This is a genomic window from Sphingomonas sanxanigenens DSM 19645 = NX02, from assembly GCF_000512205.2.
Classification (GTDB): domain Bacteria; phylum Pseudomonadota; class Alphaproteobacteria; order Sphingomonadales; family Sphingomonadaceae; genus Sphingomonas_D; species Sphingomonas_D sanxanigenens.
Genome location: NZ_CP006644.1, coordinates 1,180,425 through 1,205,235, shown reverse-complemented (window position 1 = coordinate 1,205,235; position 24,811 = coordinate 1,180,425). Strand labels below are relative to the sequence as shown.

Below are 24,811 nucleotides of genomic sequence, written 5' to 3'. Positions count from 1 at the left end.
AACACCGCGCATCACCCCTCCCCCCTGCCGCCATCCCGAATCCCCTTTCGGGATGGCGGCAGGGGGTGCCCAGGCGCGGCCTACAGCACCCAGGTGCCGGTCAGCGCGGTGACGTCGCCGGTGAACAGGATCGCGAAGTCGGCGGTGCCGTTGCCGTCGGTGTCGGCGAGCAGGGTCGTCGTGTTGCTGCCCGCGTCAAACGCCAGGGTGAGCTGGCCCGCGGCATTGGTGAAGGCGGCGACCTGCGTGAAGGCCTCGTTGGCCGCGCCGGTGGTGGCGTCGGCGTCGATCAGCGCGAGGTCGAGGATGTCGCCGGCGGCGAGGTCGAGGATGCGGTCGGCGGCGGTGCCGATGCCGCTGTCGTCGGCGGCGAGGTAGACGAAGTGGTCGTTGCCCGCGCCGCCCGCCAGCACATCGCTGCCGCCGCCGCCGGTCAGGTTGTTGGCGAGTGCCGATCCGGTCAGCGTGTCACCCAGCGCCGAACCGAGGAGGTTCTCGACATTGAGGATCGTGTCGGTGCCCTGCCCGCCGCCGACCGCCTGTGCGACGGTGAGGCCGAGGTTGACAGTGACGCCATAGCCTGAGGCGGCATAGCTCAGCGTGTCGATCTGGGCGCCGCCGTCGATCATGTCGTTGCCGGTGCCGCCGGTGATCAGGTCGTCGCCGACGCCGCCCTTCAGCAGGTCGTTGCCGGCGCCGCCATCGAGGATGTCGCCGGCGCTGGCGCCGTCGATCACGTCATTGCCGTTGCCGCCGCTGATCCTGTTGACCTGCGCGCTGCCGGTCAGCGTATCGGCCTGCGCGGAGCCGACCAGATTCTCGACCGACACCAGCGTGTCGGTGCCGGCACCGCCGGTGTTCTGCGCGCCGGCGAGCGCGAGGGAGACGGCCACGCCGGTGGTTGCCGTCGCATAACTCGCGGTGTCGCTGCCCGCGCCGCCGTTGAGCATATCGTCGCCCAGGCCGCCCACCAGCGTGTCGTTGCCACCATTGCCGACGAGGCTGTTGTCAGCGCCGTTGCCCGTGAACTGGTCATCATGGCCGGAGCCGATCAGCGCCTCGATGCCGAGCAGCGTGTCGGTGGCCGCCCCCACCGTATATTGCGCGGTGGCGAGGTTGAGGTTGACGCGCACGCCCGCGGTCGCCGCGGCGTAGCTGGCGGTGTCGATGCCGTCGCCACCGTTGAGCGTGTCGTTGCCGAGCCCGCCCACCAGCATGTCGTTGCCCGCGCCCGCCTGCAGGATGTTGGAATAGTCGCTGCCAGTCAGCCGGTCGTCGAATGCGGTGCCGATGACATGTTCGATGCTGCGCACTGTGTCGATGCCCGCGCCGCCGGTGTCCTGCGCCGCCTGGCTCAGCAGGTTGAGCGTCACGCCCGCGCCGACCAGCGAATAGTCCAGCGTGTCGACGCCCAGGCTGCCGTCGATCAGGTCGTTGCCGAGATCGCCGCGGATGGTGTCGTTGCCGTGGCCGCCGGTCAGGCGGTTGTCGCCGGCGGTGCCGGCCAGCGTGTCGGCGAACGCCGATCCGATCAGCCCCTCGATGCCGGTCAGCGTGTCGGTGCCGGCGGCGCCGGTGGCCTGCGCGCCCGCGACGGCGAGATCGACGGTCACGCCCGATGCCGACGCCGCATAGGAGGCGATGTCGGCCGCGCCCACGCCGCCGTCGATCGCATCATTGCCGTCGCCGCCCTGCAACATGTCGTCGCCGGCGCCGCCGGTCAGCGTATCGTTGTCGGCGAGGCCGTCGATCGTGTCGGCGCCATTGCCGCCGATCAGCGTGTTGACGCCGGCGTCGCCGGTCAGCCGGTCGTCGAAGGCGGAGCCGATCAGCGTCTCGAAGCCCAGCAGCGTATCGACGCCGGCGCCGCCGGTCGACTGCGCGGTGGCGACGGAGAGGTTGACGATCACCCGGGCGGCGGCGTTGGCATAGGTCACGGTGTCGATACCCGCGCGGCCGTCGAGCTTGTCGTTGCCCGTGCCCGCGCCGCCATCGATCACATTGTTCCCGCCGTCGCCGATCAGTACGTCGGCGAAGGAGGATCCGATCAGGTTCTCGATACCGATCAGTGTGTCGGTGCCGGCGCTGGTATCGAGGTTCGCGACGACCGCGCCATCGAGATTGGTCGCATAGCTCACGGCGTCGATGCCGGCGCCGCCGTTCACGATGTCGGTGCCGGCGCCGCTCACGAGCAGATCGTCGCCATCGCCGCCGTTGAGCCGGTCGTTGCCGGCGCCGCCGAACAAGGTGTCGCCCAGCATGCCGCCGGTCACGATGTCGTTGCCCGCGCCGCCGTTGACGGTGAAGGCGGTGGCAAGGCCGGCCAGGTCGAGCGTGTTGCCGCCGGCCGCGAGGGTGAAGCTGGTGACCTGGAGCTGCGCGCCGGCGAGGTCGACGACGCCTGCGGTCGAGATGGTGATCGCGGTGATGCCGGTGACGGTGGTGAGCCCGTCGAGCCCCGCGGCCGACAGCGTCACCGCCTGGCCGTTGCCGGTCAGCCGCTCGATGCGGTTCGCGCCGGAGAGATCGGCGGTGCCGCCGCTGAAGGTCAGCGCGAGCGTGTCGGTGCCGTCGCCGCCGTCATATTGCTCGCCCGCGGCGATCTCGGCGGCGGCGGCGACGACGAACCGGTCGTCGCCAGCGCCGCCGCTCATCAGGTCGGCACCGGCGCCGCCGGCGAGGATGTCATTGCCCTCCTGGCCGCTCAGCACATCGTCGCCGTCGCGGCCCGAGAGCGTGTCGCCGCCGAGGCCGCCGAGGATGGTGTCGGCGCCGCCGCCGCCGTTCACCACGAAGCCGGTGCTGCCGAAGGCGCCGTTGATCGCGCCGGTGAGGATGAAGCTGTTGCCGGCATCGCTGAGGTTGAAGCTGCCGCCGTTCATGTAGAGCGTCGCGCCGCCGAGGTCGGCGGTGCCGGCGGTGGTCAGCGTGATGTTGCTATACGCCTCGATCAGCGAGAAATTGCCCAGCTGCGTGGCGGTGAGCTTGAGGTTGTAGTTGTAGATGAAGAAATCGAGTTCGGTCCAGTCGGCTTGGAGCAGCAGCCGCTCGATCGTGCCGTCGATGATCACCGCGCTGATGTCGATGGTGTCGGTGGGCGGCGGGCCGAAGCCGTCGATATAGGTGTTGCCTTCGATCACGAGGGTGTCGACGCCGTCGCCGCCGCTGAACGTCTCGCCGGCGTCGGGCCCGTAGATGCCCTCGATATAGGTGAGGCCGAGCACGTCGTCGCCGTCGCCGCCGGACAGGGTGTCGACCCCGCCGCCGCCGACCAGAACGTCATTGCCGCTGCCGCCGACCAGCATGTCGTTACCGTCGCCGCCGCTCAGGGTGTCGTTGAGATCGCCGCCGGACAGCACATCGTCTCCGGCGAGGCCATTGATGACGTCCTGGGCGGGACCGCCCTGGTCGCCGTCGATCACGTCATTGCCGGGCGTTCCGTTATAGGTGGGCATTTTTCTCTCCTTCGTCCTGCGTCACGCTTGTAAAAGGCATTGGGGAACGGGCGGTGCGGCACTGGGCGCAAGCCGATCCGATGGACTCGCATGCTGTCCTCCCCCTTGGTTCGGGTGCGTTCCCGCTGCGCCACGACATCGGCCGTGCCCCCAATGATCCCGGCGCGGCTGCGCATGCTGTGATCCCGGTCACAGTATCGGAGAGGATCGTTACGGCGACAAGCACATGTTTATTTCAGTTTATCTTAAACGGCGGCCGAATTATCATTGATTGAGGTCAAAGTTATTGATTTTTAACACATAACTCGGTCCTGTGGCAGGATGCCGGCTGCGGCGCAGCGCCGCAGATTGCGTTCGGATCGGGCTGGTGTGGCTGATCGCCCGGCGCGACGATAGGCTTGCTGATCCTCGCCGCGGGGCGGGCGGCCGCCGGGCGACGTGTACAGCGGCAGGTTCCACGCCAAAACCTGCCACCCTGCGGTCGGTCGGCTGCCACGCACGGCGACGGCAACTGGGCCGTTTTCGGGCTTCCCGCCTACCACTCAGTTCTTGCGGAACCGGACATCGTGTCGGACGAGCTGGCAGGACAGCAGCTGCCAGTGGTCGATTGTGTGCAGAGCCCGGGGGAGCGCCACAACACGCAGGCTGGTAACATAACTAGCGGGCCCAAGGTGCCGATGGGCTGAACTCGGCAACCACCCGCTCGATGAAGACGCGCGTCTTGGCAGGCACGAGCCGTCCTGGCGGAAGCACGATCTGGGCTTTGCCCTCGTGGTCCATTCTCCAGTCCGGAAGGACGCGGACGAGACGGCCCTCGGCAAGATGTCTACCGCAAGACCATTCTGCGGAGAGCATGATACCGCCTCCCTCGAGTGCTGCCAACATCATGCTGCCGCCGTCGTCGGTTCGAAATTGACTCGGCACGTGCACCGTGGCGCGTTCCTCGCCGCGGCGAAGACGCCAGTCGGGCCAGAAGTTCGGCACGGTCAGCCCAAGGCAGCGGTGGTTCTGCAAATCCCCGGGCGTGTGCGGTGTGCCAGCCTCGGCGAGATAGGCAGGCGAGGCGCAAAGGACCGTCTCGAAGGATGCAAGTTGACGCACGGTCAGCGAGCTGTCGGCGAGACCACCAAACCTGATGGCAAGGTCGAACCCTTCTGCAACCAGGTCGAAGAAGCGGTCGCCAAGCTGGAGTTCGATCTCGATCTCGGGGTACTCGCGGAGGAACGCAGGTAGCCAAGGCACGACCCAGAACCGCGCGAAGGTCCTCGGCATGGTCACCCGCAGCAGGCCACGCGGGCGAGCCGCGCCTTCGGCTGCCTCAAGGTCGGCAACGGTCAGCTCCGCAAGAATGATCCTGACCTTCCGCAGATAGGCTGCACCGACCTCGGTCAGAGCGACTTTGCGGGTCGTCCGCGCGAGGAGCCGTACACCCAGACGCCGTTCCAGCGCATCGATCCGGCGGGACAGAACTGAGGGGTCCTTGCCGAGAACACGGGCTGCCGCCGCGAAGCCGCCATGCTCGGCAACGGCCGCAAAGGTCTCGATCTCATCGAGCTGCCCACCGGATTTTTCGTGCATGATCTGCATCAGTCATTTGCTTCAACGGCGAATTCTCAAGGTGATATGCATGAACTAACTCAGTCTCGGAAGCGAGGACAATCCGACCTCAAGTTCAGGTTACCGCGAAGATCCGATGCCGACTGCCCACGAGCCGCCCTCATCACTGCAAGGAGAATGTCATGACGAAGCTTGCTCCATTCCTCGCAGCAGCCGTTCTCGCCGGGTCGGGCGCAGTCGCCGAACAGCCCCTGCCCGTGCGCAACGTCGTCATTGTCGACGAGGCCTTTGCCAACGGTTCGGGATGGCGCGGGGTCGATGACCGGCTTAGCGCTCGCGGATACAAGGTCAGCATCGTCCAGAACCCGCTGACCGGCCTGAACGCCGATGTCGCCGCCACCAACCGGCTGCTGGCGCGCCAGGACGGACCGACCATCCTCGTCGGTCATTTCTATGGTGGCAGCGTGATCACCCAGGCCGGGCTTCACCCCAAGGTCGCCGGCCTCGTCTACGTCGCCGCCTTCGCCCCGGAGATCGGCCAATCGACGCTCGACCAATATGCCGAGGTGGCGCCGCCGGCGAATTTCGCGCCGGAGGAGCAGGCGGACGGCTTGGCGTTTCCGAACGGCGACAAGTTCAAAGCCGGGTTCGCAACCGATGCGAGCGATGCGGACGCCGCCTTCCTGGGGGATTCCCAGATTCCGGTCGCGATGGCGGCGCTGAAGGCGAAGGTCACCGTTGCCGCATGGCGCTCGAAGCCGAACTGGTATGTCGTGGCGACCGAAGACGGTGCGATCGATCCCAAGTTGCTGCGCAGCACCGCCCGTCGGATCGGCGCCAGGACCAGCGAGATCGAGGGCAGCCACGTCCTCTTCATGACCAAGCCTCACGCGGCCGCGGATGCGGCTCGGGGCGCCGTTGCGCAGCATTCAAAGACAGGAGAATGACGATGGGCCAACTCGATGAAAGAGCCGCCCGCAACGCGGGTGCGAGCACCGCACCAGGGTTGCGAGCGACCACGCCTGCAAACGGCAAGCCGCTCATCGCGGTTTACGGTGCGACCAGCAAACAGGGGCGCAGCGTCGTGGTTACGCTGCTGGGAAGTGGCCGCTTCCGGGTCCGGGCCCTCACGCGCAACCGGGACTCGAGGGAGGCGCAGAGCCTGGAAAAGCTCGGCGCTGAGATCGCGACTGTCCCACCAGGCCTGGGCCACCACAAAGAGCTCGTTACCGCATTCACCGGTGCGGACGGCGTCTACCTGATGACGCCGCAGAGCAATCCGCAGGACGATGTGGAATACGCCCTCGGCAAGCAACTCGCCGATGCAGCGGTAGATGCCGGTGCGAGTCATATCGTCTTCAGCACACTGGAAGATGTCGAGAAGATCACAGACGGCAAGAAGCCGGCTCCGCATTTCACCAGCAAGGCCCGTGTCGCAGATTATATCCGTAGCCTGGCGGTATCACACTCATTCGTGATGCTCGCGTTTTTCTATACGAACTTTCTCGAATACTACGTCCCGCGCATGGAGGGTGGCAAGCTGCTGATGCCGATCTACCTCCCCGAGGATTTCCGGGCGCCGTTCGTGGACCCTCTTACGGCTACGGGGCCGGCAGTGCTCGAGATATTCTCGAATCCGGATCGGTACAACGGCGCAACGCTCCCGGTCGTCGGAGACATCATCTCACCTCGTGAGATGGTGGAGACCTTCCAACGCGTGACCGGCATCGAGGCCGAATACCGCAACGCCTATAGCCGGGAAGGCCTGCTGCACTATTTTCCCGATTTTGCGGCCAACGAGCTTTTGGTCGATGAACTGGTCGGCATGGTCGAATACGCGGTCGAGTACGGCTACTTCGCCGCCGATCACGACCTCGAATGGAGTCGTCGACTGAACCAGGCTTCCCTGAGCTGGGAGCAGTTCCTGCGCGCGACCAGGTGGCGCGGTGAGAAGCTTCCGTTCGGGATCTGAACCGAACCAGGCATGGCGGAGGCCCGTCAACATGGGCTTTCCGTGACATTGGCAACAGAAAGAGCCGGTTATGAGCCTCAAGGACAACAAGCAGACGGTGCGAGACTACCTTGCCCATTTCAGGAACGCTGACGTAGCCAAGCTGACGGACGCGATGAGTGAGGATGCGACCTGGTGGATTCTGGGCCAGCCTCGTCTGTTCTCAGGCGCGGGCACCAAGTCGAAAGCCGATATGGAGCGCATCTGGGACAATCTGTTCGGCTACATGAAGGATGGCCTTGAGATGACCGTCATCGGCATGGTCGCCGAAGGGAACAGGGTCGCGGCCGAGATCCGGTCCCACGCCGACCTGACGGACGGCAGGGTCTACGAAAACCAGTACCACATGCTCTTCACCCTTCGGCGGGGCAAGGTCGTCGAGGTCAAAGAGTATGCGGACACGCTCCTGATCGCGAACATTTTCGGCTGACATTTCGAACATTTTTGGCTGACATTTGTCGCGGGTCAGGCGCCTGCGGTTCTGGAAAGGCACCTGCGTGAAGTTGCTCAACATTCCGGTGAGTTGCTGATCTTCAAACGGCGACAGCCCCCATTCATGCGTCGTTCCCAAATGCGGCGCATAAAGCGGTGCGGGCGCGAAAGTGATCAGCGCTCCGAGAAGGCCCATCTGGATCATCATCACCGGGACATCAGGATGATGCGAAGGGATCATCGGCGGCATCGTCATGCCACCGATACTCGGCGATCGTCGCCGCGTGTTCCGCCGCCTTGCGGCCATACAGTTTCTCGACCAGCGCAAGCGCCATATCGGTGCCAGCCGATACGCCGGACGAGGTCGCGTATTTGCCGTCGAACACCCAGCGCGCCTTGCGCTGCCAACGGACCTTGTCGGATTGGCCGGCCACCCAGTCGAACGCCAGCTTGTTCGTCGTCGCCTCACGCCCGTCGAGCAGGCCGGCGCGCGCGAGAATGGCTGCCCCGGTGCAGACCGACGCGGTCCAACGCGTCGCGCGATCCTGCCGGCGAACGAAATCGAGCAGCGCCCCATCCCTCACCAACGGCCGCGTCCCCATACCACCGGGCACCATCAATATGTCGAACTGGGGGGCGGACGCGAAAGACGCATCGGCGTTCACAACCGTCCCCTGCGCGGAGGTGACCGCGCCGCCATCCTGCGACACGAACATCAGACGATGGTCTGGCAGCCTGCCCCACATCTGGACCGGCCCGAAGACGTCGAGCGTTTCGAATGCGTCGAACAGCACGATGCCGATCACCCTGGATTTGGGCCCGGCATTGGCATCATCGTCTTTCATTGCCTCGGGATCTCCCTTGCGGTGCATCGCTGCCTGATCTCTCCGGCCGGCAGCGGCAGCGGCAGCGGCACCCTGCTGCGCCCAAAGCGGAAGCAATGCGATGGCCGAGCCGAGCCGCATCAGCCTCCGGCGGGTGAAATCACCGTCCATCATTCGCCCGATGCCTTGAGGTCGGTCGCTGCCCGTCCGCTGCCGTCCTTCTCCATCGGATAGGACCTATGCTCATGGACGATGCGCAATCCATCATCGCCTCGGCGCAGCACGATGGTCCTGCGGTTCCAGGCGTCCATCGGCCCCTCCCCTTCTTGTCGCCGCGCATCCCCGCGAGCGGTGGCCGCGTCCCGCGCGTGCAGCATCGCGAGAATATCGTCTCCGTCGTTTCCAGCCATCCGACCCTCCTCCTCAAAGCGCACTCAGCCCTGCACCGGAGCGGTCATTGCCCCCCGGATCAACGCCGCAAAAACGGCGACAGCCTCGTCCTTCGGCAGCGTCTGGCGCACGATTGCGGCCGACAGCGCCTCTCCTGCGCCGACCAGACCGATGCAACGGCGCTCAAGTGCCGTCACCGGAAGGACATTGAAGGGTTTGAGCACGGCAACGAACATCTGCACCGAATAATCCAGCAACTCCTGGAACACCGCAGCCTTTTCTTCGCTGCCTGCGAGCGCGGCGCCGACGATATGGAACTCGTCCGTCATGTCTGCGGCGCAGTGGATATAGGCAGCAGCCAGAACCGCGATCGTTTCCCCAAGATCCTGTTCGCCGGTGGCCATCGCATTTCGGAAGGCATTCACCCGCTCGGTGTCGATCCACCGGTAGAGTTCGATGAGCAGGCCCGACCGCGTACCGAAATGCTCATATGCGACCGGTTTCGAAACGCCGGCACGCGTCGCCAGTTGCCCCAGCGTCAGCCGATCCGCGCCTTCCTCGCGGATGATCCGCAACGCGGTATCGAGCAACTGACGTCGTCGGTCCGCCCTGGAAAGCCTGCGCGCTGACACCTGCGGCGCAGCCTGATCGTTTGTGTCCATCCGCTCTCCTGTTGCACAACCTACCAATAGTAGGTTAAGGCGCGAACCTACCATCGGTAGGTTATATAGACAGGTTATGGAGATGAGCCAATGACTGCAGATCCCATTCTTCTCATGGGCGGATCCGGCGCGATCGGGCGCCAGACCATTCAGGCGCTGCGCGCGGTTCACCCCGATGTGCCGGTGTTGGTGGGCGGGCGCGACCTGGCGAGAAGCCGCAAGGCAGCCGAGGTGATCGGTAACGCCGAAGGCGTGATTCTGGACCCGCGGGCGGACGATCTCGGGCTCGGCGACCGCCGCGTGCGGGCGGTCGCCGTCTTCTATGCGGACGACCGCCTCGCCGGGCTGCGCTTCGCGCAACGCCGCCGGATTCCGCATCTCGGTATCTCGTCCGGCATTTACGAGATCGCGCCCGAAATCGCGATCCATATGCACAAGCCGGACGCTGCGGCGATCGTGCTCGGCTACGAATGGCTGGTCGGCGCGACCACCATTGCGACGCTTTTGTGCGCAAAGGCATTCAAGCAACTCGATCACATCAGCATCGGCGCGCTGGTCGACGATGAGGAGCAGCCTGGCCCGGCGGTCTCGGAGGATTTTGAGCGCCTTGCCAGCATGCTGCCAGCCGCACTCACACGTCGCGATGGCGCCTATGTCTGGCGCAGCGACGACGAGGCAAAGGCCGTGTTCAACGCCATCGACGGCACGCGGATGGAGGCGTCGGGTTTCTCCTCCATCGATGTCGTCGGCCTCGCAACGGAAACGGGCGCCCCCAATGTGGAATTTAACATCGCGAATGGTGTCACTTCGAGCCGCCGGCGCGGCGAAGCCATGTCGACCGAGATCATCATCGAGCTGGCCGGCGAAGACCCGCAGGGCAACCGGCTGCGCACGCGCCATGCGGTTTTCCATCCGGGCGGGGCGGCGCCGTTGACCGCGCTCGGCGTCAGCATGATCCTCGAGCGGCTGGGCGGGCTCGACGGTGCTGCTCCAACCCCTCCTGGCCTGTACTTCCCGTATCAGATCGTCGATCACGCCACCTATCTTGCAAGGCTGCAGCAGGCCGGCGGCAGTATCGTGGCGCTCAATCCTATCGGCCACTGAACGCGGATTACCGCTTAAGCCCCAAGCCCCAAGCCGCTCGCTGTCGGTGTCGGCCCGGGCGATGTCGAAGGGACCCGCATGGCCAGCGGCGCAGACCGCGGCGCATCGATACGCCTCTTCAGCTTCGCTCGGTCGCCACTTTTGTTGGTGCTTCGAAACGTTCGAGCGGTTTGCTTCATACGCCTCAACTGGCGCCGCATCCGGGAGATGGAAAACGTTCCCACGATCCCCAAATTGAACCGCCCGGTATTGACCGACCGGCCGTTAATTCGGGTGTCATCGCATCGCGCCGCCGCTATGACCCTAGCGATGATGGCAACACGCTGCTGACATGGCCCAAGTGACCAATATCCTTCCCATCGAGAACCGTCATGTCCGGCTCGTGACCGACAGCCCGATACCGTCGGTCATCAGCGATCCCCGGCTTCCGGATAATCCCATAGTCGCGTGCAACACCGCCTTTTGCGACTTGACGGGCTATCCCGCCGACGAGGTGGTCGGGCGGAACTGCCGTTTCCTGTCGGGGCCGGCGACCGAACCATGGCTGACCGAAGAAATCCGCCGCGGCGTTCGCGAGCATCGCCCGGTGCTTGTCGAGATCCTCAACTACAAGCGCAACGGCCAGCCATTCCGCAACGCCGTTCTCGTCGCGCCGATCTACGACGAGCAGGACGCGTTGCTGTATTTTCTGGGATCGCAACTCGAGATCGATCCCGCAGCGGCGACACCGTCGAGCATGCGCCGCATTCGCGCGGCGGAAATGGTCAAGGCCCTGTCGCCGCGGCAGGGTCAGGTGCTCAAGTGTGTTGCCAACGGCCTGCTCAACAAACAGATCGCTGCAGAGCTCAATCTGGCGGAGAAAACCGTCAAGATGCACCGCGCCATTCTGATGAATCGGCTCGGTTTGAATACGACGGCAGACCTCATCCGGCTCGCCGTGGAGGCCGGCCTGTAAAGGCCCATCCGTCGCTACGGCACAAAGTCCGTATCGCTCCAAAACCTGCCCTATCCTACTGATCTTCCGTCGCCACGGCGGTGTTGTACATCCCGTTGGCCGTTTGGTCTGCGGTTGGGTGCCCCCCCCAACCGGCGCCGCCGTGGCGACACATCGGGATAGGAAGGACTTCTCCGCGCGGTTGCGTGAGATCCCGCATCATCCCTGCCCGGCGCGCCCGTGCCGCGGATCAATGCGACGGAGGCTCCTTTGGATATCGTCACACCCTTTCAATACTCCCTCATCTACAACGCTTTTTCCTTCACGTTTGCGACGATGGGCGCGGCAACGGCGTTTCTCTGGTTGAGCCGGTCACAAGTCGCGCCGGCTTATCGGACGGCGCTGACCATTTCGGGGCTGGTCACCGGTATCGCGGCCTATCACTATTACCGAATATTCGAGAGCTGGATCGCCGCCTATACGTTCGGCAATGGCGTCGTCACGGCGACCCCCTTCGCGTTCAACGATGCGTATCGGTACGTCGACTGGCTGCTGACCGTGCCCTTGCTGCTGATCGAACTGGTTCTGGTCATGCGTCTTTCGCGTGACGAAACCATGTCCAAGTCGGTCCGGCTGGGCTCTGCTGCGGCGCTGATGATTGTCCTGGGCTATCCAGGCGAGATCTCGAGCGACATTTCGACGCGCGTCCTGTGGGGTACCCTGTCGGCGATCCCGTTCGTGTACATCGTGTGGGAGTTGTTCAGCGGGCTCGGAAAGTCGATCGCACAACAACCTGCCGGCGCGCAGAACCTGGTGCGCAAGGCACGCTTGCTAACCTTCGCCTCCTGGGGCTTCTATCCGATCGTCTACATGGCGCCCTATGCCGGGCTGACCGGCGGCACCGTCACCACGACGATCCAGATCGGCTATACGATCGCTGATATCGTCGCCAAGGCCGGGCTGGGCATCCTGATCTTCCTGATCGCGGTCCGCAAGTCGGCGGTCGAGGCCGAAGCCGGTGGGCATAAGGGCTATGCCGCCTGATCCCATGGCAGCACTTGCTGACCCACGCCCGTCATCGCGTCGCTTTGCTCCGCTGCGGCGCGGCGATTTTGTCCATCCGGCCTATTGGATTGCGGCGGCGGCGCTGATCGTGGTGACGCTGCTCGGCATGCCGCTGGGGCAACCGGCGGCGGTGGCCGCCGCGACGATCGTGTTCCTTGGCGGGGGGCTGCCGCACGGGGCCTATGACATCGCGCTGTTGCGGCGCTCGGTCGCGCTGGACCGGTCCGCCCTCGCGCTCGCGGTCGGCGGTTATGTCGCGGTTGCCCTGCTGATGGTATCGCTGTGGATGACCGTGCCGCTGGTCGCTCTGGTCCTCTTTCTGGCGGTTGCGTCGGTGCATTTCGGCGAGGACTGGCCGATGCTCGAGGAGCCGCTGCTCCGGTTTGCAGCGGGGGCGGCGGTAATCGCGGCGGCCACGATCGGCCATCCCGCCGAGGTTTCGTCGCTGTTCGTCGCGATGAGCGATCCGCGCGCTGCGATCATTGCCCAAATCGTCACCGCGGCCGCGCCGGTCGCGTTGCTGGTCACCATCGTCGGCATGGCCGTCGCTTGGCGGGATGGCGGCCACTGGGCCGCCGCGATGGCGTCGTGCCTCGTGCTGCTGGTGGTGCTGCCGCCGGTCGCGGGATTCGCGCTGTTTTTCGTTTTCCTGCATTCGCCGCGGCACTTGGCGCATACACGCGCGCTGTTGCGCGATATGTCGCTCGTGCGATGGCTTGGCACTGGCGCTCTGCTGTCGGGCTTCGCCATCCTCGGCGGTTGGGGGTTGCGCTCCATGGCACCGTCTCGCTTCGATCCGACAGTCGTTGCACAAGCGTTCCAATTACTGGCGTCGGTGGCGGTGCCGCACCTGCTGCTGTCGCGCTGGCTCGAAGGGCGGCTGATTTCCATCCCTCTCTCTCAAGAAAAGACAGCGATTTCATGACCCGTCGTACTGCGATCGTGATCGGCTCGGGCATCGGCGGCATCGCTTGCGCGATCCGCCTTCAGAGCCTCGGCTTCGACACCCGCATCGTCGAGCAACTCGACGATGTCGGCGGGCGTGCCTACGTCCGGTGCGCGCAGGGCTTCACCTTCGACATGGGGCCGACTGTGCTGACCGTGCCGCATTTCATCGAGGAGCTGTTCTCGCTCGAACGCGACGTCGCGATGCTGGGCGCGCCCGATTTTCCGGAAGACGTGCTGGGCGATGGGCAGCGGATCGTCAGCGGCATCAGCGGAGGTCCCAATACCAGCCGTTATCTGGAGATCGTCCCGATCCTGCCCTTCTACCGCATCTATTTCGACGACGGCAGCTTCTTCGATTACGACGCCGACCCGGTAAACGTCCGCGCGCAGATCGCCCGGCTCGCGCCCGAGGACCTCGACGGCTACGATCGCTTCCACGAGGCCGCGCGCGCGATCTTCCAACGCGGCTTCCTCGAACTCGGCTATACCTATTTTGGCAGCCTCGGCTCGATGCTGAAGGTCGTTCCCGACCTGCTCAAGCTGGGCGCCGTGCAGCCGCTATTCTCGCTGATCAGCAAATATTTCAAGAGCGACAAGATGCGGCAGGTGTTCAGCTTCGAACCTCTGCTGATCGGCGGCAATCCGCTGAAGGTGCCCGCCATCTATGCGATGATCCACTTCGTCGAGAAGACCTGGGGCGTACATTACGCGATGGGCGGCACCGGCGCGCTGGTGCGCGCGCTGATCGTCAAGTTCGAGGAACTCGGCGGAACGGTGCAACGCAACGCCGAAGTCGCACGGATCGAGGTCGAGAAGCGTGGCCGCAAGCGCGTCGCGACCGGCGTTACACTTGCATCGGGCAAGACGCTGAGGGCCGATCTCGTCGTCTCCAATGCCGATTACGCGACCACCTATCTGCGACTGATCGACAAGGCGCATCGCCGGATCAATCGCGACGCCTTGGTCAAGTTCCGCAAGCAGAGCATGTCGCTGATGGTGATCTATTTCGGCTATGAGAAGCGCGATGGCGACCCCGATGTGCGCCACCACAACATCATCCTCGGGCCACGCTACGAGGACCTGCTGACCGACATCTTCGAACGCAAGATCCTTGCCGAGGACTTTTCGCAATATCTGCATATCCCGACTCTAACCGACCCGAGCCTCGCGCCGCCGGGCCATCATGCCGCCTATACGCTGATCCCGGTGCCCAACACGCTCGGCGACATCGACTGGGACGCGGTCGGCGAAGGCTTTGCGCAAAAGGTGCTGAATTTCCTGGACGACCGCGACTATATCCCGGGCCTGCGCGAACGGCTGGTCTATCGCAGCTTCGTCACGCCCGATTATTTCGAGCAGACGCTGGCCGCCTATGCCGGCAACGGTTTCGGCGTCGAGCCGCGGCTGACCCAGACCGCGTTCTTTCGCCCGCACAACCGCAGCGAGGACATCACCAATCTCTATCTCGTCGGACAGGGCACGCAGCCGGGCGGCGGCACGCCGTCTGTCATGATGTCCGCCAAGATGACCGCACGCGAAATCGCGCGCGATCATGCGATCGATCCGCGCATCTTAGCGGGGATGCCGGGTTAGCGATGCGCCGAAATGATCCGGTCGGCCAGCATTCGCCCCGATAGCCAGGCGCTTTCGATCCTCGGTGCAAGCAGCCAGTCGCCGACCGCCCCGATCCGTGTCGCGTCGTTCCACAGTGAGCCGTGCGGCGCGGCGTTGGCGCGCGCATAGCGCCAGCGATGGCCGATCCGTACGACGGGAACGGGCAACGCCTGCCTTGCCGCCGCCGCGAACGCCGCCAGCAGCGCATCGACCACGTCGGTCTCCTCGTCCTCGAGATGATCGCGGGACCAGTCCGCCGTCGCCTGAATCACCCACGCTTCGGTGCCGCTTCGGCCGGGTTTGGCGCTGTTGCGCGCCGCCCAGCCGATGATGCCGGCGTCACGAACAATGTCCCCGGCGATGGCGATCCGTTCCGCGAACGCCACCATCGCCGCCCAGCATGGTGCGGACGGGCAGGCTTGCGCCATCGCGGCCATTGCCGGGTCGTGCGGCACCAGCAACGGTGCCGCCTGCTCGGCGGGGGTCGCGACGATCACCGCGTCGAACGGTTCGTCAGCAACCGACTCGGCAAACCATGACCGGTCGACGCGGCGAAGCGCATCGACGCGACTGTTCCACTGGACCGCCAGAGACCGGGACAACCCTTTCACCACCGCGTTCATTCCAGGGGTTCCAACCCACGCGTCATCGCCGGCGCTGGGCCAGGGTGCCACCATCCCGGATGCTTGCCAGCCCGCCACAGACGCCGCGAAGACCGGGTCGCGAACAGTGAAGTATTGCGCGCCATGGTCGAACGCCACGTCGCCCGATGGCGTCGGTACACGCCGCGTCGCCATACGCCCGCCAGCGCCGCGCCCCTTGTCGAACACCGTGACCGCGTGCCCGGCTGCCTGCAGCAGCTCGGCGCACGAAAGCCCCGCAATTCCCGCGCCGACAATGCCGATCCTCATGTGTCGTCCAGTCCGGTTCGACGTCATTTCGCGCCAGCGACCGAGGGCAGCGATACCCCCGGTCGCTGGCATCTCGGGTCAGCCGCTGGGCAGCAGAACGGCGTCGATCACATGGATCACGCCGTTCGTGCATTCGATATCGGCGGTAACGACGTTGGCGGCGTTTACCGTCACGCCGTTGCTGCCATCAATATGCACCGTCGCGCCGCCAGCGGTGCCCGGGTCGAGCACCTGTCCAGCGACATCCGCGGCCATTACCTTGCCCGGCAAGACGTGGAGCAGCAGGATCGCTGTCAGCCGATCCTTATTCTCCGGCTTGACGAGCGTCTCGACAGTGCCCTCCGGAAGCGCCGCAAAAGCGTCGTCCGACGGCGCGAACACGGTGAACGGGCCCTCTCCCTTCAGGGTATCGACAAGGTCGGCGGCGGTCACGGCAGCAACGAGAGTCGAGAAGGAGCCGGCGGCAACGGCTGTGTCTAAGATATCATGTAAGGAATCGGTCATTTCGCGTCCTCTAAAATAGCGATGGCTCATGGGGCTGAAGAATGGCCAATTTCTAGCATGGGGGGGTGGCGCTAGCCGGCTTTCAGTTCCCACGAACCGCCGTCGCATTGCCGAACTTCATGCCCAATACGGCCTTTGGGTCACCTTGAAATCACAGATGGCCATCCCGGTGGCAGCCGGCCTCCGAATACCGGCTAAAGCCCGTATCGACCGCGTGCCGGCGCCTCTTCTACCCTTCGTTCTGCGGGGGCTAAAAAGGAAACAGGACATGCGCTCTAATCGCTTCGCCTATCTGGTGCTTGCCGCCGCGGCCATGCCGCTTGCTGCGGCCCCGGGCTCCGCGCAAGATCAAAAGCAAGCCGTTGCATCCTCCGGCACGATCGTCGAGGGCGCGATGGCTTCGCCGCAGCACAAGACGCTGGTTGCCGCGGTCAAGGCGGCCGGGCTGGTCGACACCCTAACATCGGCCGGCCCGTTCACGCTGTTCGCGCCGACCGATGCGGCATTCGCCAAGCTGCCTGCGGGCACGGTCGATACCCTCCTGAAGCCCGAGAACAAGGCCAAGCTGGCCTCGATCCTTACGTATCATGTCGTGCCCGGCAAGGTGACTGCGACCATGCTCGTGGATCAGATACGCGCCGGCGGCGGCCAGGCTGTGCTCATGACGGTCCAGGGCGGCACTCTCACCGCAACCATCTCGGACGGCAAAGTGATGCTTCGCGATGAAGCTGGCGGAACCGCGACGGTGACTGCCGCCGACATGATGCAATCCAACGGCGTAATCCATGTAACCGAAGCTGTGTCGCTTCCAGCCTGATGGCGACGGCGCCGGCCCGCCAAGATAAACCGCGGCCGGGCCGGCTTCGATCGCTCGGCGGCTGCCAACTGATCAAGCGCAGCCGGATATTTGAGCCACGCTTAAGCGGTCTTCTCCAATAACGCCGGAACAGGGGTCACGCTCCGGGTCGAGCGCTTGAGCGATCCAATCGTCAGCCCGGGCGCCGACGGGAAGCCCAATTGCCGGCCAGTCTGTGCGTCTGCGGCACAGAACTCGGTTTCTTTAGTTTGACTTATGCTCCTGACAGAAAATTCTATTCGCCGTTACTGTCCAAACGACAGGAAGCTCCCAGACGCAGTCTATCATCAAATGCGGTGCGCGGCTCCATCAAAGGCAGCTTATGGTACAGTCGATCGAACCGATGAATGATGGGGTTTGGGGCGCAAAGCTGTGCCGTCATGCACGACAATGAGCAGGCATAAGGCTAACGGGAACCGGTCTCATCGCCTGAAGACGATCATCTTCTCCGCAGTCATTTCACGAGCGGTGAAGGGAATACCCCCCACCCCGTAGCCGGATACTCGCCTGCCGGCGAATGGCATCCAATCGGTCCGAAATGCGCTGTGATCGTTAACCATCACGGCCGAGGCGTCGAGCCGCTCCGCGGCATCGAGCGCGACGGTGAGATCGCGCGTGAAGATGCTGGCCTGGAACGCCACTGGCAGCGCGTTGGCCGCGCCGATTGCGTCATCGAGATGCTCGAAGCTATAGATGCAGGTGACCGGGCCGAAAATCTCCTTGGTCGAAACCTTCGCATCGCGTGGCGGATCGACCAGGATTGCCGGCCTGAGCGTGGTATCGCTGATGCGTCCGCCCCCGATCCGGCGTGCACCGCCAGAGGCGGCTTCCTCGATCCAGCCTTCGACCCGATCCGCCTCGGCGGGCTTGATCAGGGGGCCGACCTCGGTCTCGGGAAGCCTGGGATCACCTGTGCGCAGCCGCGCAACGCGTTCGGACATCCGCTCGACGAAATCCTGCTTGAGCGCGGCATGCACGTAAATGCGCTGCACCGAGACGCAGACCTGACCCGCATGATAATAGCCGCCCTTCACGATCGGCTCGATGATCGCATCGAGATCGGCGCTCCCGTCCACGATGACAGGGGCGACACCGCCATGCTCGAGCGCGCATCGCGTTCCGGGCGCCAGCATCGAGCGCAGACGCCAGCCGACCTCCGCCGAGCCGATGAAACTCAGGAACGCAATCCGCGGGTCTGCCGCAAACGCTTCGGACAAGGGTCGACTTTCCGGAATCAGCGTCTGCACCCATCCTTCGGGCATGCCCGCCTCAAGGACAAGCTTCACCAGTTCTTGGCAGCAAAGCGGCGTCGCCATCGCAGGCTTGACGATTACAGGACATCCCGTGGCGATTGCCGGCGCGACCTGATGGACGATGAGGTTGAGCGGATGATTGAAGGCCGATATGGCTGCCACCACGCCGATCGGCTCCTGGATCGTCCATGCGCGCCGGTTCTCGCTGGCGGGTGTGAGGCCCATCGGGATTTCCACGCCCGCTCGCGTGCGTAGTAGGTCTGCGGCATTGCGAATGCCGTCGATCGCACGATCCGTCTCGACCAGCGCGTCGCTATAGGGTTTGCCGCCTTCACGGGCGATCAGCATGCCGAACGCCTCACGCTGCTGCTCGACCAGAAGCGCCAGCTTATGAAGGACTGCGATCCTCTTGTACGGAGCAAGCCATCCCGACCGGTCCTGGAATCGCGCTTGCGCGATCGTCAGCTTCTTTTCCAGAGCGGCGGCATCATCTGTCGGAAGTTCGGCGATGCGCGCGCTATCATAGGCTTGCACAACCTCTATCATGCTGTTTCTCCGCTCCTGCCGGCGCAATCAGCGCACGTCGACCGGCCCCACGATGAAGGCCATGCGATCCGCAAGGTCCGGTATCCTGCCGAGATAGTCCAGATAGTGCGGCGTTGTCCTGTGCGCTTCCAGGCCGGCGATATCGACATAGAGTTCGTCGATCACGTAACGCCCGTCGTGGGATGGATCCTGCCAGATGTCCCAGCGCAGATTGCCAGGCTCCGCCCTGCAATGCGGCGCCATGCCGACCAGCAGGGATTGCACGTCTGCGGCCTTCCCGGGGTGAGCCGTGAGGATAGCTGTGATCTTGGCCTGTGGCTGGCTCATGCGCATGGCTCCCGGCTGAGCTTCGTTCCTTCAAGCATGCGCAGCGGCCTGCGCCAGAGCGTCAACCAACTTTTGCCCGAGGAGCCCCGCTGACGCTGGATTTTGGCCCGTAATGAGCCTGCCATCGACGATGACATGAGGCTCCCAGTTGGCCGCGGACGAGTATTCCGCCCCTTCCGCTCTCAGCGCGTCCTCGAGCTCATAGGGCACATCCTCTCGGGCATAGTCATATTCTTCTGCCTTCGAGAATGAGGTGAGTTTCTTGCCCTGGACGAACGGTGTGCCGTCACCGAGATCGACGCCGAGCAAGGCGCACGGACCGTGGCAGACCGCGGTAACCAGCTTGCCCGTGGTCCAGGCGCGGACGACTGCCTTCTGGACGTCAGCGTCGTGCTGAATATCGACCATGGGTCCAAGCCCTCCGGGTATCAGAATGGCGTCATAATCCGCCGCGTCCACGTCCGACAATTTGCGGCTATGATTCAGCCGGCGGAAGGCCTTGCTCTCCATGAACGCCTTTTGCGCCGGGTCCGACTCCTCATAGGCGTCGTGGGGTGTCCATCCACCCGCGGGGGACGCAAATTCCACTGCGATCCCCGCTTTGTCGAGCGCTTCGAAGGGATGGGCAACCTCGGCAAAGAAGAAGCCGGTCTTGCGATTATGTGGGCCGATGACAGCGGCGTTCGTAACGATGAACAGGACATGCTGGGTCATTACTTCCTCCACACGTAAGCCGATGATGACCGACATCGCCAAGTACCTGAATTGCGCTTGGCGCGCGTCAAGCCGCTAGAACTTGACGACCGCGCGCCCGACAATTTTGTTGTCGCGCATAAGATCGATATTCTCGTTGATGTCTTCCAGAGAGATGGTCTCGATGGTATGCTGGATCTTGCCTTCGGCGGCGAGGGCCATGACCTCCATGAGGTCGGCATTATTGCCCCAGAATGAGCCGTGGAATGTCTGCTCGCCATGCACGCGTGGAAATAATGGAACATCGATCCGATCGCCGATGAAGCCGACGTCCGCATAATGTCCGCCGATTGCGAGTCGGGAAAATGCGAGCTGCATCATTTCAGTTGCACCAGAACAGTCGATTATTGCGTCGAACTTGTCCTGGCCAGTGGCCTTTTTAAGTTCCTTGCCGACGTCCTCGGACGATTTACCCTCGACGGCGATGATGTGATCGGCGCCGTATCTCCGTGCGACTTGCAGCTTTTCCTCATTGCGCGCCAACGCGACGACAGGACCGCCAGCGCCGAGCAGTTTGGCATATTGGACAGCGTAGGCGCCGAGTCCGCCGATGCCGAATACACCGATCACCCGGTCCGGTCCGAGGCCCCCGGCATCGCGGATCTTCTTGAGGCCGCGATAGGGTGTGAGGCCCGCATCGGTAAGCGGCGCCAACTCTTCGAACTTGAGGTGTTTGGCAACCTTGATCACATAGCGGGCCGGAACCGGAATATACTCCGCAAAGCCCCCATAGGGACCAAAGCCCGGCCAGCGGACATTCGGGCAGATATGCGTGTTGCCGACCTGACAATGTTTGCAGACTCCGTCGCCCCAGCCCGGCGACACGACGACGTGATCGCCTTCCTCGAGACCAGCGGCCTTCGATACGACACTCCCCACCTTTTCGATCGTGCCGGTAATCTCATGACCGGGAATGACCGGCGGCGGGATGTCGCCATAGCCTTGGAAAAATCCGTCAATCAGCAATACGTCGGAGCGGCACATGCCGCATGCGGCGACCTTGATCAGAACCTCGTCCGCCTGAATGTCAGGAACGGGAATGTCCTCGAGGACGAGGGGCTTGTGATACTCTAGGATTCGAGCCGCCTTCATCGCAGGTCTCCTTCACGATGCTGAGTTTGATGGAATGGCAGCGGCCGCCGCCCAGGCGACCGCGATGTCCTGCTCGACCGAGCCGGCGCTCGTGCCGACCGCACCGACGATCTCGTCGTCGATCGTGATCGGCAGGCCGCCACCGAAAATCACGATATGTCCGCCGTTGCTCTGCTCTATCCCGAAAAGAGGCGCGCCCGGTTGCGCGAGCTCGGCGAGATATTCGGTCGTCTTGTCGAACATCCGTGCCGTCTTTGCCTTGCCGATGGCGAGGTCGATGCTCCCCTCGAGCGCGCCGTCCTGGCGCGCGAACGCGATCAATGCGCCGCCCGCATCGACGACGGCAATGTTGTAGGGAATGCCGATGTCGGCGGCCTTCGCTTCAGCTGCCTCAAGCATTTGCTTGGCGTCCGAAAGGGTCAATGTGGTGAGCGCACGCGGCATGCCTTGTGTCCCTGGTCCGATGGTCCCTCGACCGTTCAAGCCAAGGCGCGAGCGTTCGTAGCCTTAACGGACCACAGGAAGCTCGAACCTGCTCATACGGGCGGACTTGCGGGTTCGCGTCTGATCGCTTTCGCAAAGTCTGCCGTCACCCGATTAGCATCGAGGCGCCGGCATAACCGGTAAAAAAAGGAGAATCTGCTGGTATAGAGACGATATCCGAAAGGAACCGACATTCGTTCGGTGCATCAAGATTGCGTGGGCGCGTTGCGCGGCATATCGTGCTTTCACAACTGCAGTCGTGGAAAGGGGTGCGGTGGCAGGGGCCGAAGCGTTCGACGTGACGACTTATTGTTTCGGCGACTATCGCTTCACGCCCGCGCGCCAATCCTTGCTTCGCGGCGAAGTGCCAATCCGCGTGGGTGGCCGCGCGATGGATCTGCTTCATGCGCTTGTGCGCCGCCCGGGGGAGGTTGTCAGTAAGGACGAACTCTTTCGCGCAGCCTGGCCAAATATCTTCGTCGAAGAGAGCAACCTGAAGGTCAACATCTCGGCGTTGCGGCGCGCTTTGCAGGCCGGTACCGATCTGCCGATCATCGCTACCATTCCAGGACGAGGGTACAAGTTCGTCGCGTCGCTTCAAATCCTGGGTCGGGCCGGCGGCACGATAATCCCTGATACGATCAGGGGCGTTACTGGGGAGTTGCCCTCCATCCCGATGCTCATCGGTCGCGACGAGGCATTGGCGGAGATCATTGATGCACTGAACGAAGTGCGGCTGCTGACAATTGTCGGCTCTCCGGGCGTCGGCAAGACGAGCCTTGCGATCGCCGCAGCGCAGCGTTCCGACGAGCGGTTGCGCGATGAACTTTTCTTCATCGACTTCGCTCCCATCGAGGATCCGCAGCTCATCGTTCCCGCGATCGCCTTTGGACTCGGCCTGGACATCGATCGAACCAATATCCTGTCCGGGATCGTCGAATCCTTGCACGACCGGCGCTTGCTGCTCGTGCTCGATAATTGCGAGCATCTGCTCAACGCGGCCGCCACCGTTGCAGATCACCTCACGCACGCCTTGCCCAAGCTTACGGTTCTCGCGACGAGCCGTGAGCCGCTTCGATGCCGATGGGAGTCCGTTTTTCGCCTGGCGGCGCTCAACTATCCTGTTCAGGAGGAGTTGGACCGACCGGCGACCGCGCTGAGCTTTGCGGCCGTGGAGCTTCTGGCCCGCAGGGCCGAAAGCCAAGGCTATCGCATGGCGGAGGCTGACCTTCCCCAACTCGCTGCCATCAGCCGCCGCTTGGAGGGTATTGCGCTCGCGATCGAACTGGCGGCGCCGCACCTCGCGTCCGGTGGCCCATCCCGGCTGCTCGCGCTTCTCAAGACCAGCTTCGAATCCCTTGTCGGGCACACGGATGCCGGGGCGCCCCGGCATCGGACGCTGACCGCCACGCTCCACTGGAGCTACCGACTGCTTTCTCCAAACGAAGCGTATTTGTTCCGCCATCTGTCGGTGTTCGGCGGCGCGTTCGCGCTTGATGACGTCGTCGGCACCTGTGGCCATGTCCTGAGGACGGAGGATATTGCCGCATGGCTCGAAAACCTTGCCGCGAAATCGCTGCTCTCTACTACCTATCAGGGTGGGCAGTTGCGCTATCGCCTTCTGGACAGTTCGCGCCATTTCGCCGCGCAGCGGCTGCTGGTGCACGGCGAACAGCCAAAGGCGATGGCAGGCTACGCGTACTATCTGCTCGCGCTGTTCAACCGCGCCGAAGGGGAGTGGTACTGGCGCGCGCGAGAGGACTGGATTGCCCTCTATGGCTACCGCGGAATCGAACTGCGGCGCGCGATCGAATGGGCATTCGGGGCCGACGGTGATATGCAACTCGGCATCAGACTGACGGCGGCCGGAATTCCGCTGTGGCATGAGTTATCGTCCTTCGCTGAAAATCGCACGCGCGTCGATCGGGCCCTGGAGGCAATCGAGACGCTGCCGCTCCGCGACGACTTGCTGAAGTTGAAATTGATCGTGGCGCACATCGTCAACCTTCGCTTTGACGGAGCCTCCAGACCGTCGCTGAATGCCGCACTGACAACGGGCATGCGCATGGCCACGGAATTGAACGCGGCCGAATATCGTATCCGCCTGACCTATCTTGTCGCAGGCAATCTTTGGCTTTCCGGCCGGTCGCGTGAAGCGCTTGCGACGATCAGGCGGACGCGAGACATTCTGGACACGGCGGCCACCCACCCATTGGGCCCGGATCTGCAAAAAGTGGAATTTAGCAGTCGCCTGTGTTGCGGGGAGGTTCGGCGCGCGCATCGCGGCCTGACGAAGCTTTCTGCTGAACATCCGACCGTTGCCCATCGCTCCGGGATGTCTCGCCTGGTGGTCGACCGCTGCGTGAGTATCCGGACTTTGCTGGCCCTCAGCGCATGGATGATCGGCGATCAGCGCCAGGCCCTGGACGCATCCGAAGACGCAGTCGCCGGCGCGGTGACTTTGGACCACGTCCTTTCGAATGCCTATGCACTGTGTGTGGGGGCGATCCCGGTCGCTATCGAGTCCGGGCTTCTGGATTTAGCGGAGCAGCACATCTCGGCGTTGTTCGTAGCTCTTGACCGCTACGAGATCGGCACCTGGGAGCCGTTTGCCCAGTTTTATCGCGCCACGATCGACGCCGAAAGCGGCGATCACACGGCCCTCGATCGCATGCAGTCGGCAATTGACCGGCTTGTTCGCGGCGCGTTGCTTCTTCATTTCCCGATGCGGATGGCAATGCTCGCCCGGTCTGCACTGTCGCATGGTCGCCCTGATATCGCACACAGTGCCGTCGCGCAGGGACTGGACCATGCAAAGCGTCACGGCGAGCATTGGTATGATGGCGAGCTGCTACGCATCCGCGGCCTTGTTCGATGGCAAGAGGGTGACGCTCTCGGTGCCGGCCAAATGCTCCAACGCGCGCTGCAGATCGTAAAATGCTCTGGAGCCGCCAGCTTCGAATCGCGCATGATCAATACCATCGCGACGTTGGGCATTTAAGCTGACGAAGCGTGGATCGCGCCTTTCGTTCACAGCGATCGTCGCTCGCTTTTTTTTCCGATGATCGGTGCAGCTTCATTTCGCCTTTT

At 63.8% G+C, this 24,811-nt stretch carries 22 protein-coding genes; 10 read left to right on the top strand and 12 right to left on the bottom strand.

Annotation, left to right across the window (positions count from 1 at the left end; genetic code table 11):
* Positions 1-80 precede the first annotated feature (80 nt).
* Both NX02_RS05730 and NX02_RS05725 read right to left on the bottom strand, forming a co-directional pair.
* Positions 81-3,455, bottom strand: a complete 3,375-nt coding sequence (locus tag NX02_RS05730; protein WP_025291240.1) for a beta strand repeat-containing protein — start codon at positions 3,453-3,455, stop codon at positions 81-83.
* A gap of 657 nt (positions 3,456-4,112) precedes the next feature.
* Entirely contained in the window at positions 4,113-5,042 is a 930-nt protein-coding gene (locus tag NX02_RS05725) for a LysR family transcriptional regulator (protein ID WP_025291239.1), read from the bottom strand.
* A gap of 152 nt (positions 5,043-5,194) precedes the next feature.
* Here NX02_RS05725 and NX02_RS05720 point away from each other — a divergent pair, with 152 nt between their 5' ends.
* The 3 genes from NX02_RS05720 (at position 5,195) to NX02_RS05710 (ending at position 7,453) form a co-directional block, all read left to right on the top strand.
* Positions 5,195-5,959: an alpha/beta hydrolase gene (locus NX02_RS05720; protein WP_025291238.1), complete on the top strand. Its 765-nt coding sequence runs from the start codon at positions 5,195-5,197 to the stop codon at positions 5,957-5,959.
* Between the two features lie 2 nt (positions 5,960-5,961).
* Entirely contained in the window at positions 5,962-6,984 is a 1,023-nt protein-coding gene (locus NX02_RS05715) for an NmrA/HSCARG family protein (protein ID WP_084717621.1), read from the top strand.
* A 70-nt stretch (positions 6,985-7,054) separates the two neighbouring features.
* The gene (locus NX02_RS05710; protein WP_025291236.1) at positions 7,055-7,453 is read left to right on the top strand and encodes a nuclear transport factor 2 family protein; all 399 of its coding nucleotides are present in this window, start codon (positions 7,055-7,057) and stop codon (positions 7,451-7,453) included.
* A gap of 220 nt (positions 7,454-7,673) precedes the next feature.
* Here the strand turns inward: NX02_RS05710 and NX02_RS05705 are convergent, their stop codons facing one another.
* Genes NX02_RS05705 through NX02_RS05695 form a run of 3 tightly spaced genes read right to left on the bottom strand, consistent with a single transcriptional unit; the run spans position 7,674 to position 9,259 of the window.
* A complete protein-coding gene (locus NX02_RS05705; RefSeq protein ID WP_211258292.1) occupies positions 7,674-8,453 on the bottom strand; it encodes a DJ-1/PfpI family protein in 780 nt (259 codons plus the stop codon).
* Entirely contained in the window at positions 8,450-8,689 is a 240-nt protein-coding gene (locus NX02_RS05700) for a nuclear transport factor 2 family protein (RefSeq protein WP_158013931.1), read from the bottom strand. The genes NX02_RS05705 and NX02_RS05700 overlap by 4 nt, the downstream gene beginning before the upstream one ends.
* 24 nt (positions 8,690-8,713) lie before the next feature.
* A complete protein-coding gene (locus NX02_RS05695) occupies positions 8,714-9,259 on the bottom strand; it encodes a TetR/AcrR family transcriptional regulator (protein ID WP_039996426.1) in 546 nt (181 codons plus the stop codon).
* Positions 9,260-9,421: 162 nt separating this feature from the next.
* On the opposite strand from NX02_RS05695, the gene NX02_RS05690 reads away from it, so the two are divergent.
* The 5 genes from NX02_RS05690 to crtI all read left to right on the top strand — a co-directional run bounded on the left by NX02_RS05690 (position 9,422) and on the right by crtI (position 14,975).
* Positions 9,422-10,435: a hypothetical protein gene (locus tag NX02_RS05690; RefSeq protein WP_025291232.1), complete on the top strand. Its 1,014-nt coding sequence runs from the start codon at positions 9,422-9,424 to the stop codon at positions 10,433-10,435.
* Positions 10,436-10,766: 331 nt separating this feature from the next.
* Complete coding sequence (locus tag NX02_RS05685; protein ID WP_025291231.1) at positions 10,767-11,390, top strand: LuxR C-terminal-related transcriptional regulator; 624 nt, start codon at positions 10,767-10,769, stop codon at positions 11,388-11,390.
* A gap of 219 nt (positions 11,391-11,609) precedes the next feature.
* Positions 11,610-12,413, top strand: coding sequence for a bacteriorhodopsin-like (locus tag NX02_RS05680; RefSeq protein WP_281178307.1), 804 nt, complete (start codon positions 11,610-11,612; stop codon positions 12,411-12,413).
* 4 nt (positions 12,414-12,417) lie between these two features.
* Positions 12,418-13,359: a Brp/Blh family beta-carotene 15,15'-dioxygenase gene (locus NX02_RS05675; protein ID WP_025291229.1), complete on the top strand. Its 942-nt coding sequence runs from the start codon at positions 12,418-12,420 to the stop codon at positions 13,357-13,359.
* Complete coding sequence (crtI, locus tag NX02_RS05670; protein ID WP_025291228.1) at positions 13,356-14,975, top strand: phytoene desaturase family protein; 1,620 nt, start codon at positions 13,356-13,358, stop codon at positions 14,973-14,975. Before NX02_RS05675 ends, crtI begins: the two co-directional genes overlap by 4 nt.
* On the opposite strand, the gene NX02_RS05665 is transcribed toward crtI, so the two are convergent.
* Positions 14,972-15,907 (bottom strand): NAD(P)/FAD-dependent oxidoreductase, encoded by a 936-nt coding sequence (locus tag NX02_RS05665; RefSeq protein WP_025291227.1) that lies wholly within the window; start codon positions 15,905-15,907, stop codon positions 14,972-14,974. The genes crtI and NX02_RS05665 overlap by 4 nt on opposite strands.
* A gap of 78 nt (positions 15,908-15,985) precedes the next feature.
* Positions 15,986-16,441, bottom strand: coding sequence for a fasciclin domain-containing protein (locus NX02_RS05660; protein ID WP_245648769.1), 456 nt, complete (start codon positions 16,439-16,441; stop codon positions 15,986-15,988).
* 238 nt (positions 16,442-16,679) lie between these two features.
* Between NX02_RS05660 and NX02_RS05655 the strand changes: the two genes are divergently transcribed.
* Positions 16,680-17,228, top strand: a complete 549-nt coding sequence (locus NX02_RS05655) for a fasciclin domain-containing protein (RefSeq protein WP_025291225.1) — start codon at positions 16,680-16,682, stop codon at positions 17,226-17,228.
* A 461-nt stretch (positions 17,229-17,689) separates the two neighbouring features.
* On the opposite strand, the gene NX02_RS05650 is transcribed toward NX02_RS05655, so the two are convergent.
* The 5 genes from NX02_RS05650 to NX02_RS05630 are packed head-to-tail and all read right to left on the bottom strand — an operon-like array spanning position 17,690 to position 21,682.
* Positions 17,690-19,066: an aldehyde dehydrogenase family protein gene (locus NX02_RS05650; RefSeq protein ID WP_025291224.1), complete on the bottom strand. Its 1,377-nt coding sequence runs from the start codon at positions 19,064-19,066 to the stop codon at positions 17,690-17,692.
* Between the two features lie 27 nt (positions 19,067-19,093).
* Entirely contained in the window at positions 19,094-19,393 is a 300-nt protein-coding gene (locus NX02_RS05645) for a putative quinol monooxygenase (protein ID WP_025291223.1), read from the bottom strand.
* A 30-nt stretch (positions 19,394-19,423) separates the two neighbouring features.
* Positions 19,424-20,143, bottom strand: a complete 720-nt coding sequence (locus tag NX02_RS05640) for a type 1 glutamine amidotransferase domain-containing protein (RefSeq protein ID WP_211258291.1) — start codon at positions 20,141-20,143, stop codon at positions 19,424-19,426.
* A 39-nt stretch (positions 20,144-20,182) separates the two neighbouring features.
* Entirely contained in the window at positions 20,183-21,238 is a 1,056-nt protein-coding gene (locus NX02_RS05635; protein ID WP_025291221.1) for an NAD(P)-dependent alcohol dehydrogenase, read from the bottom strand.
* A gap of 12 nt (positions 21,239-21,250) precedes the next feature.
* Entirely contained in the window at positions 21,251-21,682 is a 432-nt protein-coding gene (locus NX02_RS05630; protein WP_025291220.1) for a GlcG/HbpS family heme-binding protein, read from the bottom strand.
* 313 nt (positions 21,683-21,995) lie between these two features.
* Here NX02_RS05630 and NX02_RS05625 point away from each other — a divergent pair, with 313 nt between their 5' ends.
* Positions 21,996-24,722 (top strand): ATP-binding protein, encoded by a 2,727-nt coding sequence (locus NX02_RS05625; RefSeq protein ID WP_025291219.1) that lies wholly within the window; start codon positions 21,996-21,998, stop codon positions 24,720-24,722.
* Positions 24,723-24,811 lie beyond the last annotated feature (89 nt).

Coding starts and splice junctions, on each gene's coding strand:
- NX02_RS05675 (WP_025291229.1), top strand. CDS start 12,418: ATGGCAGCACTTGCTGACCCACGCCCGTCATCGCGTCGCTTTGCTCCG.
- NX02_RS05730 (WP_025291240.1), bottom strand. CDS start 3,455: ATGCCCACCTATAACGGAACGCCCGGCAATGACGTGATCGACGGCGAC.
- NX02_RS05705 (WP_211258292.1), bottom strand. CDS start 8,453: ATGATGGACGGTGATTTCACCCGCCGGAGGCTGATGCGGCTCGGCTCG.
- NX02_RS05655 (WP_025291225.1), top strand. CDS start 16,680: ATGCGCTCTAATCGCTTCGCCTATCTGGTGCTTGCCGCCGCGGCCATG.
- NX02_RS05650 (WP_025291224.1), bottom strand. CDS start 19,066: ATGATAGAGGTTGTGCAAGCCTATGATAGCGCGCGCATCGCCGAACTT.
- NX02_RS05725 (WP_025291239.1), bottom strand. CDS start 5,042: ATGCAGATCATGCACGAAAAATCCGGTGGGCAGCTCGATGAGATCGAG.
- NX02_RS05635 (WP_025291221.1), bottom strand. CDS start 21,238: ATGAAGGCGGCTCGAATCCTAGAGTATCACAAGCCCCTCGTCCTCGAG.
- NX02_RS05710 (WP_025291236.1), top strand. CDS start 7,055: ATGAGCCTCAAGGACAACAAGCAGACGGTGCGAGACTACCTTGCCCAT.
- NX02_RS05630 (WP_025291220.1), bottom strand. CDS start 21,682: ATGCCGCGTGCGCTCACCACATTGACCCTTTCGGACGCCAAGCAAATG.
- NX02_RS05700 (WP_158013931.1), bottom strand. CDS start 8,689: ATGGCTGGAAACGACGGAGACGATATTCTCGCGATGCTGCACGCGCGG.
- crtI (WP_025291228.1), top strand. CDS start 13,356: ATGACCCGTCGTACTGCGATCGTGATCGGCTCGGGCATCGGCGGCATC.
- NX02_RS05645 (WP_025291223.1), bottom strand. CDS start 19,393: ATGAGCCAGCCACAGGCCAAGATCACAGCTATCCTCACGGCTCACCCC.
- NX02_RS05640 (WP_211258291.1), bottom strand. CDS start 20,143: ATGTCGGTCATCATCGGCTTACGTGTGGAGGAAGTAATGACCCAGCAT.
- NX02_RS05690 (WP_025291232.1), top strand. CDS start 9,422: ATGACTGCAGATCCCATTCTTCTCATGGGCGGATCCGGCGCGATCGGG.
- NX02_RS05685 (WP_025291231.1), top strand. CDS start 10,767: ATGGCCCAAGTGACCAATATCCTTCCCATCGAGAACCGTCATGTCCGG.
- NX02_RS05715 (WP_084717621.1), top strand. CDS start 5,962: ATGGGCCAACTCGATGAAAGAGCCGCCCGCAACGCGGGTGCGAGCACC.
- NX02_RS05660 (WP_245648769.1), bottom strand. CDS start 16,441: ATGAGCCATCGCTATTTTAGAGGACGCGAAATGACCGATTCCTTACAT.
- NX02_RS05665 (WP_025291227.1), bottom strand. CDS start 15,907: ATGAGGATCGGCATTGTCGGCGCGGGAATTGCGGGGCTTTCGTGCGCC.
- NX02_RS05720 (WP_025291238.1), top strand. CDS start 5,195: ATGACGAAGCTTGCTCCATTCCTCGCAGCAGCCGTTCTCGCCGGGTCG.